We start from the raw sequence: 16,915 nt of genomic DNA on the forward strand, positions 1-16,915 counted from the left end.
ATCAGGATCCTTCACCAGTACCCTCGCGGGCGGCAACACCGGTTTCCTCGCTGCCGCGAATGTTTGCCGTAACTGTGCGGCCCGGCCGCAGACGCAAGACACCTTCAACAACAATCAGGTCACCTTCGGAAACCCCGCCTTCAAGCAGGATGCGGCCATTGGTCCGTTTCACGACACGGACAGGAACACGCGAAACTGTTTCATCCTTAATCCGCCAGACATAGGTGCCACCTTCGCCCCACAGGACCGAAATTTCGGCAACAGACGGATATTGTTTGCCTTCGATATCGACATAGACAGCAAAGGACATCCCGCTCAGCAATCGCGCATTCGGGTTTGGCACCCGTGCACGCACGTTAAATGTCCGGCTTTCAGGGTCGATACGACTGCCGATGGATTCGACAACACCGGTAAACAGCTCGCCCGGTAAACTCCATGTTTCGACCCGAACCGACTGACCGGGTTTTACGTTATCGAACCGGGTTTCCGCGACTTCGAAATCGACCAGAATGCTATCGATGTTATCAAGGGTGAGCAGAATGGTTGAACTATCAACCCGATCACCTGCTTCGACTTGCGGGATACCGATAATGCCATCAAACGGGGCGAGAATGGTGCGATCTGCCAAATTTACTTCGGCCTGATCAAGCTGAATTTTTGCTTCTGCAAGAGCTGTACGCGCGCTGTCAACTTCACTGGCGGCAACTGCACCCAATGGGCGGGCCTGTTCATAGCGCCCCAAAAGTTGCTGGGCATCTTTGGCCTGAACCGCGGCCAGGTCACGGGCAAGGCGTTCACGTTCGGAATTCAGGATAACAAGAACCTGTCCCTTGGTAACCTTGTCACCGGCGCGAACCAATACATCAGATACTTCGCCAGATACCGCCGGATAGATTGAAACACCCAGTGCTGATTTGCCGGTCCCGACAGATTCGACCACGGTTGTTTCATCCATCAGGCTGGCATATTCAGCAATCACCGGCAAACCGCGCTCAGCACCATTGGCACCGGCCCGTTGCTCAGCCTGCTGTGATTGTCCAGCCGGCGACACAAGAGCAATGATGTCGTCCTTGGCAAAGATATAGGCAGATGCCGCCACTGCAATCAGTACGACACCTGCGATCAGAAGCGTTGATTTACGCGCCATCACATTGATACTTCCAAGTCGGGCCAGATCAAATGATCTCCCCGTGAGAGCCCCATTCCCGTCCGGGAAAACTTCTGTATTTCAATTTATTACCCGAAAGGGGTGTTTATTCTTTTCCGAAATACCTATGCCGGGAAAGATATTGCAACCTGCCCGCCAGAACCACACAAAAAGTGTATCAGAAACGTCGCAGATTGTATCGCAACTCTCGCTAAACTCTACGTTTCTTGCCGATACAATATTTCAAATGCAACGGGCCTGCATACTCTGTACGGCATGCAGGCCCGTTCCGTTTAAACCGTGACAAGATTTATGTCAGATGCAGGTGATCGTTAAACCCGATATCAGGCAGCACCGCGCATATTGCCATGGGGAAACGCGACAAGATTCTGATCCCGCCAATCATCGATTTCGGACGCATCATGATCATCCCCGGATACCGGATCATCGTCACCGGTCGAGGCCACTGCACGATCAAGCGAGGCGGTCAGTTCCGTCACATTGCGTTCGACTTCATCTGCGCGGCGGTTCAGATCAAGGCTTAGTTTTCGGGTGACTTCGATATCGTCGGAAACTTCACCAATTGCCGTACCGACATTGCGCACCGCATCACCGGCAAGGGAAATGGCCCCGGTGATTTCTTCGGTCTCGCGGCGTTGATGTTCGACATCACCGGCAACTTCATCAGATATCGTCATCATCGACCGCACGGTCACACCGACTTCTTCCATTGATGCGACACAGCGATCTGTCACAGCACCCATCGCATTGACATGCTCTGTGATCTGTTTGGTTGCCTGTTCGGTTTGACCGGCAAGATTTTTGACCTCGGCTGCGACAACGGCAAAGCCTTTGCCTGCTTCACCGGCACGGGCAGCTTCGATTGTTGCATTCAGGGCAAGCAAATTGGTTTGTCCTGCAATGCCGCGGATCAAATCAACGATCTGTTCGATACTGATCGCAACTTCGCGCAGATCATCAACCGCCTTGGTCGATTGTTCGGTTGATCCAACTGCGTTCTGGGCAATTTCGCGCTGATGTTCGACCCGGTTGGCGATTGACCCGATGGCCTGGGTCAGTCGGATGGCGGCATCGCCAATTGCATTGGAATGCGACTGGCTGTCTTGTGCGGCACCGGTTGCGGTTTGGGTTTGAAGGGTCACACGTTCAGCGGCGGCGGCAACCTCGGTCACGGCTTCACGCATGCGGGTGACCTGATGGCTGACCGATTTGACCAGCCCGGTGGTTTCACCTTCGATCGTATCGGCCATGGCGCCAAGGGACGCACGACGTTTTTCTTCTTCGATACGCTGCATGGTGATGCGTTCTTCGGCCATTTGCTCGATCTTCAGCGCATTTTCGCGGAAGATCGCAACCGTACGCGACATCGCACCAAATTCATCAAAACGGTTGATATCCACCAGATCGATTTCCGTGTCATTTTCACTCAGCCGCGTCATATCGCCATTCACGCGCTTGAGCGGACGCAGGATGCTCATGGCAATGCCAAATGCCAGTGCCAAGGCAACAATTACACCGACGGCCGCGACCATGATGTTGGTGAGTGCGGAGCTTTCTGCCTCTGCATGGGCGGCTTCGACCAATGCGGCCTGGCTTGCCATTGCTTCCTGGCGGATATTTTGGGTGATGGATTGCACTTCACGTACGGCAGATTTGAAGTTGTCCATTGATTGACGGAACCCGCCGATTGATCCTTGCAGCTGATTGGCACCTTGTTTGAGCAAATCATTGTCGCGGATCGCGTACGAAAACAGCTTCTTGTCATTGCGCTTCAGATCGTCAAAGGACGATTTGATCTCTTCCTGAAGGTCGGTCAGGGCAGATGTCTGACTGCGTGCTGCTTCAAGCGCCTCATCGGTCCTAAGGATCGGGAATTGCAGACTGTTGACGATGGCCGCCAGATTGGCGGCACCAAGTTTATCGCTGTATTTTTCCGCAATCGCCGGATCGCGTTTGGCGATGAATTCTTCAAGCTTGGCAGCAGACTGGCCCAACTGGTTTGCCCCCAGCAGCATCGTATCAGATGCCGCCGTCAGGTTTTCGGCCCGCAGGACAAGCGGTTCAAGCGTTCCGATATATTCAGCACTCAAGCTTTCAAGCGCGCTTGCGCGGTCCAGATCACCGGCGGTCCGCAGCGCATCAACAAGGGTCGCACCACTCAGTTCTGCGGCTTCGCGAATGGTGGTGATGCCTTCGCGATCCTGAAGTTCGACAGTTTGGGCAAACAACAGAACCTGATTTGAAAGACGTTCAAGTTTCAGGGCATAATCATTGGCAAGGCCGACCAGACTGGTGCTTTTGCTAATACGATCAGCATGGGCACCGAAGCCAAGAAGATAGGTCGAGGAAAGCGCACTTAGACCGACAAGCAAGACAACCAGAACAAAGAAGCCGGCGAAGATGCGTGATCCAATGCGAATTCGATCAAGGAACATGGGATATCCAAACATAAAGTGGGACGTTTGGCGCGATCCTTACATCGGCTGAGTGCCTCGTTTTGTAACACTTAGATGAAACTCGCATTCATCCACACATATCTGATCGCTACGATGGATTTTGCAGCGCAATACAACATTTAATCCCATCAAAAATGTTCATATGAACATGACCCTATACAGAAATAGAGGTCGAACTATTCCTTTCTAAAAGGCCTGTTTTGCACTTTTGTCCCGATTATCGGCGCGACTCGGTCGGCTGGCGTGTGATGATTGGAAAATCCGGTCCCGGCCGACTTAAAATGTCACCATGACAATATTGTACAAGCAGGGTTGATTTCGGATCGTTATAATTTCCCGATGGAACAGACTTCGCGCAAAATCGCAGCACCCGGAAATCGCAACACTGCGACCCGGCGCCCGCCTGAGATTGCCCGTCATTGGCGGGCAGCGAACGGGATTGATTTGTTCGAAGCCGACTATAAGAATTTCACATTCCCCAAGCACAGCCATGACTATTACGCCTTTGGCACCATCCTGAACGGGGCGGAACAGTTTATGACGCGCGGGACGAATTATGTCGCATCGCGTGGCCAGCTTTTAATGATGAACCCGATGCAGGTTCATGACGGTGGTCCGGCATCCGAGGACGGCTATCAGTACCAGATCATGTTCATCGCACCGGACGTATTTGGCGATCTGGTCCGTGAATTATCCCCCAACAGCAAAGGCCTGCCGTTTTTTGGCAATTGCGTGGTTGATGACCCGGAACTGCATGTGCAGCTTCAGTCACTGCACCGCATGTTCCGACCGGATTTGGCACAATCGACAAGCCTGTTGGAACGCGACAGTCAGCTTTTATACAGTGCCGCGCGCTTGGCCCTGCGTCACGCAGATGCGCCGCCTTATCTTTATCGACCCGGATCAGAAGACAAACGGGTTCAGGCGGTTATTGATTATATGGAAGCCCACCTTGATGAGAATATTGCGCTGGATGATCTGGCGACCCTGACCGGGATAAGCCGGTTTCATTTGCTGCGCGTGTTTCGCGAAGCGACCGGGCTTCCGCCACATGCCTATTTCAACCATATGAGATTGCGCCGCGCCAAACGGATGCTGTTTGACGGCGAAACAATTGCCGATGTCGCTGCGGCAACCGGGTTTTCCGATCAAAGCCACCTGAACCGCCATTTCAAGGCAATGTGGGGGGTCAGCCCCGGTGCCTTTATCGCAAGTCTTGATCAGTTTTCGTCAAGAATGCCGAAATAGCTTTCCGGGCGTCGATCCGCCAGATACGGGAACTCGGCACGTGATTTTTTCAGCGCATCAAAATCCAGATCGGCCATGATCAACCCGTCCTGCCCGTCTGCACGGGCAAGATCACGCCATGGGCTGCAAATCACACTTTTCCCGACATAATCAAGCGCACCTTCCTGATCGCATCGATTGGCATAGGCCAGAAACATCTGGCTTTCCATCGCCCGCACCGGAACCATCATTTCCGCCACCCGGTCATAAGGGGCCATTTGCGCGGTTGGAACCAGCAAAAGATCACATCCCTTTAACGCAATGCTGCGCACCAATTCAGGAAATTCAACGTCATAGCAGATCAGCATCGATACTTTGATGCCGTTCCAGTCAATCACCAGCGGCATATTATTGCCCGGCGCAAAACATGAACGATCAAGTTCACCGAATAACTGAATTTTACGGTGCAGCAAGCGTCGCTTGCCGGTTTTATCAAACAACGCACAGGCATTGTAATTGCGCCCGTCATCGCCCAACTCGCCAAAGCCGACCACAATCGCAATGCCGGTTTCACGCGCGATGTCACATACCGCCGACAGGCTTTCCCCCGATAGGGGTTCGGATTCTGCCAATATCTTTTCGCGGCCAATATTATAGCCGGTCAAATACATTTCAGGGGCCGCGATCAGTTCGGCACCGGCATCGCGGGCCTCACGCGCACGGCGTGCGAGGCTCGCGATCCGGGTCGGTTTATCAATGATTGCGTTTGGGCCGGACTGATAAACCGCAATTTTCATGACTTATGCCCCGCCTTTGCGACGTTTCAGCGCATCGGTCACCAAGCAGAGTTCTTCGAACAGAACCTGTGCACCGGCATGGGCGGTATTGGTGGTGGCATCATATTGCGGGGCGACTTCGACCACGTCGGCACCGACGAAATCAAGTCCCTTAAGACCGCGTAAGATCGCAAGTGCTTCGCGTGATGTCAGACCGCCGATTTCCGGTGTTCCGGTTCCCGGTGCAAAGGACGGATCAAGGCAATCAACGTCAAAGGACAGATAAACCGGGCCATCACCGATGACTTCACGCGCCTTGGCGATCACGGCCTCAACCCCCATTTGCGGGACTTCTTCGGCATGGATCACGGTCATGCCACTGTCATAGGAAAATTCCCACAGATATTCCGCACCCCCGCGAATACCGATCTGGATGGTGCGTTCCGGATCAAGCACCCCGTCCATGACCGATTGACGGAACGGCCCGCCATGATGGAATTTCGCCCCTTCATATTCGCCGCTGGTGTCGCAATGGGCATCCAGATGGATCATGCCAACCGGGCGGTCTTTGCCAACTGCGCGCTGGATGGAATAAGTGATCGAATGATCCCCGCCGATCGCAATCGGGATGACACCGGCATCAACAATCTTGGTGAAATATTCTTCGATATCCTCATGGCATTTTTCCAGAGAAAACCGGCTTCTGAACGGAACATCGCCAATATCAGCCACAGAACAATGCGCGCCGGGCACCATGCGCAAAACGTGTTCATACGGGCCAATGCGTTCAATGTTGCGCACCGCACGCGGGCCAAGACGCGCACCGGCACGGTTGGTCACACCCAAATCCATCGGCACACCGACCAAGGCAACATCGATGCCGTCAAAGTTGGTTTTGGCGGCATCGGGTGCAAAAGGCGCATCAAGGAATGTCGGCACACCGGCAAAGGGCCATTTGCGTTCGCCAGTGGCCGAAAACTGGGTTTCAGCTACTTCCTTGAAATGCGGGTCGAACATATCGCCGCCTTTGGCATTGCCATATTTCTCGCGGAGTTTCGCAAGCTTTTCACTGTTAACCATGGTGGCCTCCTAATACCGTGTGGGACGTTTCTGATTGTTTGAAATTGCGGGCGTAGATTGCATTAGCTGTCCTCGTCATGACGCCAGGCGCCAAGTAGACGCGGCAGATCGCCAAAGCGTGCAATCAAACCAAACACCACTATCGCCACCGCGACAAACAGCACAGTGACCGAGGCCATGGTTGGCGTGTAGCCATATCGCAGGGAATTGAAAATCTTGATCGGCAGGGTCTCGACCGTGAAGCCGACCGCCATATAGGCAACGATATATTCGTTCAGCGAGAGCACGAACGCGAAAGCCATGCCCGAAATGATGTAGGGCAGGATCAGCGGTAAAATGATTGTCCGCAAAATGGTCCTGTCATCGGCCCCCATTGTGGCGGCGGCTTCGACCAGACTGTCATCGACGGCCTCAAACCCAAGGGTCAGCGTGACCAGCGGCAGTGTGACAAAGAATATCCCGTGACTGATCACCACCGTCCATGGCTGCCCATAGGCCCCTGCCGTGGTCCAGAAACTTAGGAACCCAAGAGCGGTAATCACTGGCGGCAGGATGAATGGCGCCAGTCCCAAAACCTGAACAATCCGTGCCCAAGGCGCATGGAACCGCCATAAGAACCATGCAAGCGGGAAGGCAATGATCACTGACAGGCTTGATGCCCCAATCGCCACACCAAGACTGTTAAACAGCGCCTGTCGCCAGCTATCTTCGGTAAAGATCTGGGCATACCAATCAAGCGAGAAACCTTCGGGCGGGAAAGACAGCGACTTCTTTTCATTAAACGAGACACCGGCAACCACAACCAACGGGGCCGAAAGAAACAGCGCCATGGCGGCAAGGAACAGGCGCAAGACAAAACGGTTGATCATCCTGCATTCTCCTTCTTGCCATAAAGAAGCGAGATCGCAACCAGCGACAGGCTGACAAGGACAAGAAACACAGCCATGGCAGCCGCAAACGGCATGTTTGATTGATAGATCGCCTGATCCGTAATCAGAACCGACAGGGTCCAGTGTGATGGCTTGCCCAACAATTGCGGCAGCAAATAACACCCCAGCGCAAAGACAAACACCATGATCAGGGTCGATACGATGCTGTTGCGCAACGCCGGAACGACAATATTCAGGAAACTGCGCGCCGGGCCCGATCCCAATGTCCGGGCGGCTTCGACCAGTGACGGATCAAGGCGCGACAATGCGGGATAAAGGACCAGAACTGTATAAGGGAATGTCTGATAGACCATGCCGGTCATGACCGCGCCAAAGCTTGGCGACAGCGACATCGGTTTATCCATGATGCCCAGCGACACCAGAAGATTGGTAATCCCGGCTGTCCGTGACAACAAGGTCGACCAGCCAAACCCGATCAGAACTTCCGAGAGTGACAGAACCGATAGTAAAAACACCAGCCACACGACCTGTGTACGGCGCGCCATTCGGGTCAGGATATAGGTAAATGGAAAGGCCAAAAGGACGGACACCACTGCAACAAGCGCCGCCAGTCCAACCGAAAACCCGAGAATGCCGCCAAAAAACGTGCTTAGAAACCGTGCGTAGTTTTCAAACACAAAGGCCGGTTCATAAAAGGCACCCTGCACGCGCTGAAAAAACGACACCGCGATCATGATGCCAAACGGAATGACAAAGAAAACCGTGAGCATCCCGGCCGGGAAGCCTATTGCTGCGTAATCGGAAAACTTTCCGGGTTTGATTTTCATGCGTCCCCCAACACCACACAGGCATCTTTGGGGAAGGCGACTGAAACAGCATCACCGGCAACAACATCCGGGCGATCTGACGGAGTGGTAATCGCCGTGATCTGTTGGCCCGCAACATTCAGATAAAATTCGATACTGGCACCAAGATCACGGATATAGGACACCTCGCCGCTCAAAACGCCGGGGGTATTTTCGCCATTATCCTTTGTCACCCGGATATTTTCCGGACGCACAGACAGTGTAACATCCCAGGATTTCGGCAGATCATTGGCCAACAAGGTGCCCCCTGCCACCGCGACGTTACCCGCAGCACTCACCCGACCTGACAGCAGGTTGGTCATGCCGATAAAGCCCGCCACAAAGGCGTCTTTGGGTTTGCGGTAAATTTCAACCGGTGGGGCAACCTGATGGACTTTGCCCTGTGACATCACAACGACCAGATCGGCCATGGTCATGGCTTCGCGCTGATCATGGGTCACGACAATGGTGGTAATGCCCAGTTTCTGCTGCAGCTGTTTAAGTTCAATCTGCATGCTTTCACGCAGTTTGGCATCAAGGGCGGATAGTGGTTCATCAAGCAGGAAAAGCTTTGGTTCCAACGCCAAGGCGCGTGCGATCGCAACGCGCTGTTTCTGACCACCGGAAAGTTTGGCAACCGGACGGTCCGCCATATCGGGCAATTGCACCAGATCAAGCAGACGTTTGACCGCCTTGAAACAATCGGCCTTGGACCCACCACGAATGCGCAGCGGATAGGCGATGTTTTCACCAACGCTCAGATGCGGGAAAAGGGCAAGATTTTGGAACACCATCCCAAAATCGCGCTGATGGGTCGGAATGCGGGTGACATCGTCGCCTTCCAACAAAATACGTCCAGCGGTCGGGTCTTCCAGACCGGCAATCATCCGAAGCAAGGTCGTCTTGCCGCAGCCCGACGGCCCAAGAAGACAGACAAACTTCCCTTGCGGGATTGTAAGGCTGGTTTCATGAACGGCGGTAAAATCACCGAACTTTTTTACAATCGAATCAAAGACCAAACCGGACATTGGCGATCCTGTATATAACGTTAGACGCGACAAACGAATTGCCATGGAAGTCGAAATGTCAGGCAGCATACCGGTGCAAATGTCTGCACGATGCAACAGGTGGCATGCTGCCTGACCAGATCAGCAAAATGATGCTGAAACCACCGCCAGCCTTAGCTGACGATCAGTTCTGTCCATTTCTGCGACAGCCAATCGGCACGCTGCAGATAGATGTCATAACGTGGAATGATCGGCTCGATTTCAGACGACACTGATGCAAATTCGGCATCGGTCAGATCGGTTTTGGCCCGGGCAACGGTCGGCGACGTCCCGACTTTGCGTGACAGAAGTGCCTGAATTTCAGGCTGGCTCATGAAGTCGATAAATTCATGGGCCATTTCGATTTTTTCCGACTTGCCCGAAACCGCCCAGCTACCGGAATCGTTGATGCCGCCTTCTTTCGGGAAGGTGGAGCGCACAGGATGACCGTCAGCCGCCGCAAGACCGGCAACGTCATGGTAATACTGGCCCATCGGGATTTCACCAGATTTCAGCGCCTGTTCAAACTGCGCTTCGTCACGGTACCAAAGCTGAACGTTTTTCTTAACCTCGGCCAGCTTGTCCATGACCTGCATGATGCCTTCTTCGGTATCAAGAATGTCCTGACCACCGAAATGGGTTTTTGCCGTCACGTCCAACAGGAAGGAGTTTGAAACCAGTGCCAACAGGCCAAGCTGTTCGGCACGTTCCGGTTTCCAAAGTTCCGCCCAACTGGTCGGGGCTTCTTTGATCACGTCGGTATTGGACACAAGCGTGATGTACCAGGTCACCGCACCAACACCACACAGACTGCCATCGGCATATTTGTTCAGATAAGCCGGCATAACGTTTGCCACATTCGGCATTTTTGCGGCATCAAGTTTGGCCCAAAGATCGGCCGCCGCCCCACGCTGCATCATGCCTTGCGAAATCATCGAAATATCGGTCGGTGCCTTGCCTGCACGGGCGGCCTGTTCGATCTGCACCAGCCATGCTTCGCCTGTTGGCTGTGCCACAGACTCGACCGCAATGCCGGTTGCCTTGGTGAATTCAGGGAAGATGTGTTTATCAAAGCTGTCTTTGAAATAGCCGCCATAGGCACCGATCTTCAGGCTTTTTTCCTGTGCCTTAAGGATGCCCGGAAAACCGGTAATAGCCGCCATAGCAACCGCAGAACCGCCAGCAATCCCTGCCAGTACGGAACGGCGACTGATCCCCTTTTTCATGTCGTCCATGTGATCCACCTCTGATGACTTGGGGGCAACAGCCCGCCAATTTTGATTTTTTGTCGCTGCTTTTTTGCCGATACAGCGATCTGGTTTCATCAGCAGATCAAATTGCGCAGGTTTGAAAAATCACGTATTGCTGAAACTTACTTTGGGAAAATTCAAAGTAATCATCACAAGGCACGGATTGCATGGCAACGGAACAATCAGATCTCAAGCTTCTTCGGATTTTCCTGAAAATTGTTGAAGCTGGCGGTTTTGCTGCGGCACAGAGCGAATTGAACCTGTCGCTTTCAACGATATCAAGCTATGTCACCAGCCTTGAAACGCGGCTTGGATTTACCTTGTGCAAACGCGGTCGAAGCGGCTTTTCGCTGACCCGTGAAGGACAAATTGTTTTCGAAGAAGCCCATCGTTTGTTCAAAGCCGTCACGCACTATGAAACCAAAATGCGGTCCTTGCGCGATAAACTGAACGGCACACTGACCATTGGCCTGACCGACAATACCATCACCGATCCCGGGGCCCGTAAGATCGAACATACCATCGCGCGCTTTGTCGAAAAGGCCCCGGATGTGACGTTGAATGTTGTGACCTATCCGCCCAATGATCTTTTGCGCGAAGTCGTCACCGGTGCCATTCAGGTCGGGATTTGCGCCTTTCCAAAGACGGTCCTGGGCCTCAGCTACATCTCGCTTTATCCCGAAATGCACCGGTTCTATTGCGGATCAGACCATCCGTTATTTCAACAATCCGATGCTGATATCGACATTGATGAAATCCGGCGGTTTCGCATTGTCGGACGTAAATTCTGGTTGGGTCGTGATCTTAAAGACTTTGCCATTGCCCGCCCGCACGCCATGGTTTCGGATATGGAGGCCGAGGCACGCCTTATCCTTTCCGGCGCGTTTTTGGGATATCTTCCCGAACATTACGCCAAGCAATTTGTCGAAGCCGGGCGCATGCGCCCGATCCGCCCCGATCAGTTCTTTGTCGAGGCAAATTTTCAGGCAAGCTTTGATTCGAACAAGCAACTAGATCCGGTGTCTGAGCTGTTTCTTGATCTGCTGATCGAAGATTTCGGCGCCAGCCGCGATTAAAAATCGGCAATAGCAATATCGTCCAATACCCCCTATCTGATTTGCACCATAAGGGAGCCTGAACGCTAAGGCTCCTCGCCCATCAAACAAACACAAACGCCGGAACGCCCAAAAACAACCGGCGGCATCATGACTTAGGAAATGTCGGAAATGGCACGCCCCGAAACCGCCCCACACGATGCCCAGATCGGGCATTTCGACCCGGACTCCATCAGACGCGGCGCCCTTGCCTGTCTGCCCCTTTTGCCCAGCACCATCATTTTTGGTGCTGTGCTTGGCGTTCTTGCGGCCCAGCGCGGATTGTCGCTGGGCGAACTTCTTTTCATGAGCCTGACGGTCTTTGCCGGTTCGGCCCAGTTCGTATCGGTTGATCTGTGGCGCGAAACAGTCCCGGCGGCGACCATCATCATCGCCACCGCCGTAATCAATATGCGCTATATCCTGATTGGCGCGTCACTGCGCCCGGTGTTTCGCGGACGCCCGCTTTGGGTCAAGGTTTGCGGCATGCATATGGTGGCCGATGAAAACTGGGCGGTAACCATGACCCAGGAAAAACTCGCCAATCCCGGATTTTTGCTGGGTGGCGGGATCTTCCTTGGTGTTGTTTGGGCCACTGGCAATATTGTGGGCTATCTTCTGGGGGGGGGCATTCCCGATCCAGAAATCTATGCGCTTGATTTTGCCTTTACCGCTGTTTTTGCAGCCCTGACCATTGGTATGTGGAAAGGCAAAGTTGATCTGTTGCCATGGATTGCCGCGGCCATCGGATCGATCATTGGTCATTACACCTTGCCAGGAACCTGGTCGATTTTGGCCGGTGCGGGGGCGGGTGTTGTGACCGCAGCCCTGACATGGCGGCCCGATCTGGATGATACCGGCCTTGATGCGGAATATGCCGTTGAAGGCCGCGCTGCCTATGGCGCGCCGGAAGGTACACTCAATCCGGAGACCGGCAAATGACAGCGTTCCCTGATCTGACCACTTTCAGCCTTGAAGCCGTCCTGACCATTCTTGGTATGGCGGCTGTAACCTATGGCATGCGATTGGGCGGCCTTATGATGGCAGATCGTTTGCCGCAACATGGCCGCTGGGCCCATGTTCTTGAACGCCTTCCCGGTGCTGTCTTAATCTCGGTCTGGGTGCCAAGTGCGTTGTCAGCCGGTCCAATCGGCATTGCCGGGGCTGCTGCCACCGTGATCACGATGGCGCTTGCCCGCAACCTGTTTGCCGCGATGGCGGTGGGGATGGTTCTTGTGGGTGTTGGGCGGTATTTTATCGGTTAACAATCACACCAGTTACGCAGATTGATTGGCCAACCGGTTGAGTTTCAAAAGAGAGAAAATCTTTTCAAACAACTGGTTGGCCTTTTTGCGTATCGTGCGATTTTCAAAAACAAAATACAGCGTGACCGACAAGATAAACGTACCGGTAACAGCACCAGCAACCGCCAGCGCATCGGCAAACCCTGCGTTGGTCAAAGCACGAATGATCAGCAAGCCAATATTCTGGTGAAGCAAGTACCAGCTATAAGACACCAACCCAATCGGCCACAAAGCACTGAGAACCGGCAAGCGCCGCGTTGCGATCACGACAATCCCCGCCAACAAGATTACAGCGGCATATGGCAATACAGCGTCATACACCCCGGTCGCAAAACTGGCGAAGAATGCACCGCCCGCAAGCAGGTAAAATGGTATTTGCTGTGCATCTGACTCTTGCGCATGGGCAAAGAATAGCGCGGCACCAATAAGGAACAGAATGATATGTTCCGGGCGAATGATCCGATCAAAATGATCAATTCCAAGCAGACGCAAACCAAGCCCAAGAACAAAAAGACCCGCCATACCGCCCAAGATAATCTTTGGCTGTCGGCTGATGCACAGCAGCAGCCCATAGATGAAATAGAATTTCAGCTCGACGATCAGGCTCCAGTAAACACCATCGACGGGCGGAAACAGAACGGCATTCAAGAAGACTAGATTGCCCGCAGCCTGAACCGCACTTACTTCCTTACCCGGAAGGCCAAAACTGCTGACCAGAACGAAGGTCAGAAGAACACCACCAATATAAGCTGGATAAATCCGCCCAAACCGCCGCCCCCAGAAGGTCGCAAGCGACCCCGCACGGGATGCGGTCATGGCAATGCAATACCCGCTGATCACAAAAAACAGGTCAACTCCCAACCAGCCGAACTGAAACATCGGTTCGATTGAAAGCCCGGTATAATCGTTGGGCCAACGGCCAAGATAATGGAATGCCACCACCATCAAAACAGCGATGGCGCGCAATCCATCGATTGCCGCCATCCTGTTTTGTGCGGGTTGGCCAGGCATCTGCATGCCTAGGCAGCAACCATATTCTGTTCGCGGGTGGCCTCGAATTTCAGGTTTGGCCAATCGCGTTGCGCGGTTTCAAGATGCCAGGCATTCCGCGCGATAAAGACAAGCGTTTCGTCATGGTCTTCAAACAAGGCAGACTGGTTGGTATCGCGGAACTTTTTGATTTCCAGCGGATCATTGCCCACCACCCAACGCGCCGCATAGGCCGGAGTCTGTTCGAAATGAACCTTGATTCCGTATTCCGCCGAAATGCGTTCTTTGAGAACTTCAAACTGAAGTTGCCCGACCACACCGACGATCCAGTCCGCCCCCATCATGGGTTTAAACACCTGGGATGCGCCTTCTTCGGCAAGCTGTTCAAGGGCGCGCTGAAGGTGTTTGCCCTTAAGCGGGTCATCAAGACGGACTTTTTGCAGCAATTCAGGCGCAAAGGCCGGAACACCGCGGAAGCGTAAATCTTCGCCTTCGGTCAGGGTATCTCCAATCCGAAGGGTTCCGTGGTTTGGAATGCCGATGATATCGCCCGGCCATGCTTCTTCGGCAATGTCACGTTCATTGGCAAAGAACAGCATCGGGTTATGCACCGCCATCTGTTTGCCTGCGCGGACATGCTTAAGTTTCATGCCACGTTTGAAGTGGCCGGAACATAGACGGATAAAGGCAATGCGGTCCCGGTGGTTCGGGTCGATATTGGCCTGGACCTTAAACACAAAGCCCGCAACCTTTGGCTCCACAGCTTCGACCAAGCGCGTGGCAGCTTCTTGCGGGCGCGGGGTCGGTGCGATATCGCCAATGCCGCGCAACAATTCACGCACGCCAAAGTTATTGACTGCCGATCCAAAGAAGACCGGGGTCAAATGCCCTTCGCGATAGCTTTGCAAATCAAATGGCGGGCAGATTTCGCGCACCATTTCGACATCTTCGCGCAGCTTTTCAAGAAGATAATCCGGGATCAGTTCATCAAGCTTCGGGTCATCAAGACCCTTGATCGGAATGGCTTCCTTGACGACATTGCCGCCTTTTTCCATGAACAGAAGCTGATCATTGACCACATCGTAACAGCCATGGAAATCGCGGCCCGACCCGATCGGCCATGTTACCGGCGACACATCAAGGGCGAGATCCTGTTCGATCTGATCAATCAGTTCGAACGGATCGCGGGATTCACGGTCAAGCTTGTTTACAAAAGTCGTGATCGGCACATCGCGCAGACGGCAGACCTCAAACAGCTTGCGCGTCTGGGCCTCGATGCCCTTTGCACCGTCGATCACCATGACAGCGGAATCAACTGCGGTCAGCACGCGATAGGTATCTTCGGAAAAGTCTTCGTGGCCCGGCGTATCAAGCAGGTTGAAGATGTTTTTTTCAAACTCGAAGGTCATCACGGCAGAAGACACGGAAATACCGCGATCCTGTTCGATCTTCATGAAGTCCGAACGTGCGCCGCGCTGTTCCTTTTTTGCCTTCACCGCGCCGGCCATCTGAATCGCACCCCCGAACAGCAACAGCTTTTCGGTCAGGGTCGTTTTACCCGCATCCGGGTGCGCAATGATAGCGAAGGTACGGCGACGCGATACCTGCTGCTCAATCGTCGACATGGTTACTCAACTTTAATCCGATATGAATTCTTGGCGCGCAATGTAGCGATTTTTAAGCCTTTTGCCACCGTGAAATCGACATATCGGACATGTAGCACCCATGCAAGTGCCCGATTACCCCAGCCAAACTTGCGAAATCACCCCGATTGCGAACGATCCAAACAGCGCATAGGCCAGATAAAGCGCAAAAACCGGCCGTTTGACCAGGGCAAAGACGGCAATTGCCGCCGGGATCGAAGACACCCCGCCAGCAACCAGAAATGCCATGGCCGCCCCGGATTGCATGCCCTGCGCAATCAGGCCTTCCATAATCGGAAGGGCGGCATACCCATTCAAATAGGCCGGAACCCCGACAATCGTTGCAATCGCAATCGGGCCAATCCCCTCCCCCCCCAACAGGCCACTAACACTTTCAGCGGGGATATAGGCAACCATCAAGCTTTCCAGCAAGAACGCAAAGGCCAGCCATTTACCAAGGAACATCATGTTCGAAATGGCGGATTTGCGGAACTTTGTCATGCGTTCACCCTCCTGCCAGAATTTCCAGATGACGTCCTTATGCGTGCGGACCTTTGCCCCACCACATCCACCATTGCCAACACCTTCGCGCAATGGATCGGAAAGGAAACCGCGCGCAACCAGCGACATGGTGACAAAGCCGCCCATCAGGCCAAGTGCAATGGCGGCGATCATTTTAATCACGGCAAAATCGGTTCCAAGGGTACCCGCGGTCAAAACAAACATCGCCGGATCAATCACAGGGGACGCCAACCAGAACGCCATAACCGGTGCCAACGGCACCCCCATGGCAAGCAATGCAGCAATCAACGGGATCACCCCGCAGGAGCAAAAGGGCGACAACGCGCCAAAGGCCGCAGCCGTAAACACCATGCGCACCGGATGACCGGCAAAGGCACGCGATATCAAATTATCCGCCCCGCTTGCCGTCGCATAAGCCGCAATCGCGATGGAAAGCAGCAAATAGGGTGCGGTTCCGACAAAGGCATCAAGCGTGAAGGCGACACTTGGCACCAGTTGTTTTGGGTCCAACAGATAGACCGCAGCCAGAATTGCCATTGATGTCAGAAAAACCCGATCAACATGACGGGCCGAAGTTCCGATACGGCGAAGTTGCAAAGCCAGCGCAGTCATATCCATATCCCT

15 protein-coding genes are annotated in these 16,915 nt (G+C 53.7%); 4 read left to right on the forward strand and 11 right to left on the reverse strand.

The window, feature by feature from the left end:
• Position 1: 1 nt before the first annotated feature.
• Entirely contained in the window at positions 2–1,147 is a 1,146-nt protein-coding gene (locus tag RIC05_RS13305) for an efflux RND transporter periplasmic adaptor subunit (protein ID WP_350048231.1), read from the reverse strand.
• Positions 1,148–1,491: 344 nt separating this feature from the next.
• Positions 1,492–3,603 (reverse strand): methyl-accepting chemotaxis protein, encoded by a 2,112-nt coding sequence (locus RIC05_RS13310; RefSeq protein WP_350048229.1) that lies wholly within the window; start codon positions 3,601–3,603, stop codon positions 1,492–1,494.
• Positions 3,604–3,963: 360 nt separating this feature from the next.
• Here RIC05_RS13310 and RIC05_RS13315 point away from each other — a divergent pair, with 360 nt between their 5' ends.
• Positions 3,964–4,872, forward strand: a complete 909-nt coding sequence (locus tag RIC05_RS13315; protein WP_350048227.1) for an AraC family transcriptional regulator — start codon at positions 3,964–3,966, stop codon at positions 4,870–4,872.
• Here the strand turns inward: RIC05_RS13315 and RIC05_RS13320 are convergent.
• The 6 genes from RIC05_RS13320 to RIC05_RS13345 form a co-directional block, all read right to left on the reverse strand.
• A complete protein-coding gene (locus RIC05_RS13320; protein WP_350048225.1) occupies positions 4,845–5,648 on the reverse strand; it encodes a carbon-nitrogen hydrolase family protein in 804 nt (267 codons plus the stop codon). The two genes, RIC05_RS13315 and RIC05_RS13320, sit on opposite strands and share 28 nt — an antisense overlap.
• Positions 5,649–5,651: 3 nt before the next feature.
• Entirely contained in the window at positions 5,652–6,707 is a 1,056-nt protein-coding gene (speB, locus tag RIC05_RS13325) for an agmatinase (RefSeq protein WP_350048223.1), read from the reverse strand.
• A gap of 62 nt (positions 6,708–6,769) precedes the next feature.
• The gene (locus RIC05_RS13330) at positions 6,770–7,576 is read right to left on the reverse strand and encodes an ABC transporter permease (RefSeq protein WP_350042625.1); all 807 of its coding nucleotides are present in this window, start codon (positions 7,574–7,576) and stop codon (positions 6,770–6,772) included.
• Positions 7,573–8,424: an ABC transporter permease gene (locus RIC05_RS13335; protein WP_350042626.1), complete on the reverse strand. Its 852-nt coding sequence runs from the start codon at positions 8,422–8,424 to the stop codon at positions 7,573–7,575. The genes RIC05_RS13330 and RIC05_RS13335 overlap by 4 nt, the downstream gene beginning before the upstream one ends.
• Positions 8,421–9,470 carry an ABC transporter ATP-binding protein gene (locus RIC05_RS13340; RefSeq protein WP_350048221.1) on the reverse strand — a complete coding sequence of 350 codons (1,050 nt, stop codon included), beginning with the start codon at positions 9,468–9,470 and terminating at the stop codon, positions 8,421–8,423. Before RIC05_RS13340 ends, RIC05_RS13335 begins: the two co-directional genes overlap by 4 nt.
• A gap of 152 nt (positions 9,471–9,622) precedes the next feature.
• A complete protein-coding gene (locus RIC05_RS13345) occupies positions 9,623–10,723 on the reverse strand; it encodes an ABC transporter substrate-binding protein (protein WP_350048219.1) in 1,101 nt (366 codons plus the stop codon).
• A gap of 182 nt (positions 10,724–10,905) precedes the next feature.
• Here RIC05_RS13345 and RIC05_RS13350 point away from each other — a divergent pair, with 182 nt between their 5' ends.
• The 3 genes from RIC05_RS13350 to RIC05_RS13360 all read left to right on the forward strand — a co-directional run bounded on the left by RIC05_RS13350 (position 10,906) and on the right by RIC05_RS13360 (position 13,097).
• A complete protein-coding gene (locus tag RIC05_RS13350; RefSeq protein ID WP_350042629.1) occupies positions 10,906–11,814 on the forward strand; it encodes a LysR family transcriptional regulator in 909 nt (302 codons plus the stop codon).
• A 150-nt stretch (positions 11,815–11,964) separates the two neighbouring features.
• The gene (locus RIC05_RS13355) at positions 11,965–12,774 is read left to right on the forward strand and encodes an AzlC family ABC transporter permease (RefSeq protein ID WP_350048217.1); all 810 of its coding nucleotides are present in this window, start codon (positions 11,965–11,967) and stop codon (positions 12,772–12,774) included.
• Positions 12,771–13,097 carry an AzlD family protein gene (locus tag RIC05_RS13360; RefSeq protein ID WP_350048215.1) on the forward strand — a complete coding sequence of 109 codons (327 nt, stop codon included), beginning with the start codon at positions 12,771–12,773 and terminating at the stop codon, positions 13,095–13,097. The genes RIC05_RS13355 and RIC05_RS13360 overlap by 4 nt, the downstream gene beginning before the upstream one ends.
• 12 nt (positions 13,098–13,109) lie before the next feature.
• Here the strand turns inward: RIC05_RS13360 and RIC05_RS13365 are convergent, their stop codons facing one another.
• The 3 genes from RIC05_RS13365 to RIC05_RS13375 form a co-directional block, all read right to left on the reverse strand.
• Positions 13,110–14,147 carry an acyltransferase family protein gene (locus RIC05_RS13365; RefSeq protein WP_350059761.1) on the reverse strand — a complete coding sequence of 346 codons (1,038 nt, stop codon included), beginning with the start codon at positions 14,145–14,147 and terminating at the stop codon, positions 13,110–13,112.
• Between the two features lie 8 nt (positions 14,148–14,155).
• Positions 14,156–15,751, reverse strand: a complete 1,596-nt coding sequence (locus tag RIC05_RS13370) for a peptide chain release factor 3 (RefSeq protein ID WP_350042633.1) — start codon at positions 15,749–15,751, stop codon at positions 14,156–14,158.
• 114 nt (positions 15,752–15,865) lie between these two features.
• The gene (locus RIC05_RS13375) at positions 15,866–16,903 is read right to left on the reverse strand and encodes a permease (protein WP_350048211.1); all 1,038 of its coding nucleotides are present in this window, start codon (positions 16,901–16,903) and stop codon (positions 15,866–15,868) included.
• Positions 16,904–16,915: the final 12 nt, after the last annotated feature.

This window comes from Thalassospira sp. (assembly GCF_040218635.1).
GTDB lineage: Bacteria > Pseudomonadota > Alphaproteobacteria > Rhodospirillales > Thalassospiraceae > Thalassospira.

Bases quoted from the DNA above. Each gene is read 5' to 3' on its own strand.
- speB (WP_350048223.1), bottom strand. From the start codon at position 6,707: ATGGTTAACAGTGAAAAGCTTGCGAAACTCCGCGAGAAATATGGCAAT.
- RIC05_RS13320 (WP_350048225.1), bottom strand. From the start codon at position 5,648: ATGAAAATTGCGGTTTATCAGTCCGGCCCAAACGCAATCATTGATAAA.
- RIC05_RS13350 (WP_350042629.1), top strand. From the start codon at position 10,906: ATGGCAACGGAACAATCAGATCTCAAGCTTCTTCGGATTTTCCTGAAA.
- RIC05_RS13305 (WP_350048231.1), bottom strand. From the start codon at position 1,147: ATGGCGCGTAAATCAACGCTTCTGATCGCAGGTGTCGTACTGATTGCA.
- RIC05_RS13310 (WP_350048229.1), bottom strand. From the start codon at position 3,603: ATGTTCCTTGATCGAATTCGCATTGGATCACGCATCTTCGCCGGCTTC.
- RIC05_RS13360 (WP_350048215.1), top strand. From the start codon at position 12,771: ATGACAGCGTTCCCTGATCTGACCACTTTCAGCCTTGAAGCCGTCCTG.
- RIC05_RS13330 (WP_350042625.1), bottom strand. From the start codon at position 7,576: ATGATCAACCGTTTTGTCTTGCGCCTGTTCCTTGCCGCCATGGCGCTG.
- RIC05_RS13370 (WP_350042633.1), bottom strand. From the start codon at position 15,751: ATGTCGACGATTGAGCAGCAGGTATCGCGTCGCCGTACCTTCGCTATC.
- RIC05_RS13315 (WP_350048227.1), top strand. From the start codon at position 3,964: ATGGAACAGACTTCGCGCAAAATCGCAGCACCCGGAAATCGCAACACT.
- RIC05_RS13375 (WP_350048211.1), bottom strand. From the start codon at position 16,903: ATGACTGCGCTGGCTTTGCAACTTCGCCGTATCGGAACTTCGGCCCGT.
- RIC05_RS13365 (WP_350059761.1), bottom strand. From the start codon at position 14,147: ATGCCTGGCCAACCCGCACAAAACAGGATGGCGGCAATCGATGGATTG.
- RIC05_RS13340 (WP_350048221.1), bottom strand. From the start codon at position 9,470: ATGTCCGGTTTGGTCTTTGATTCGATTGTAAAAAAGTTCGGTGATTTT.
- RIC05_RS13335 (WP_350042626.1), bottom strand. From the start codon at position 8,424: ATGAAAATCAAACCCGGAAAGTTTTCCGATTACGCAGCAATAGGCTTC.
- RIC05_RS13355 (WP_350048217.1), top strand. From the start codon at position 11,965: ATGGCACGCCCCGAAACCGCCCCACACGATGCCCAGATCGGGCATTTC.
- RIC05_RS13345 (WP_350048219.1), bottom strand. From the start codon at position 10,723: ATGGACGACATGAAAAAGGGGATCAGTCGCCGTTCCGTACTGGCAGGG.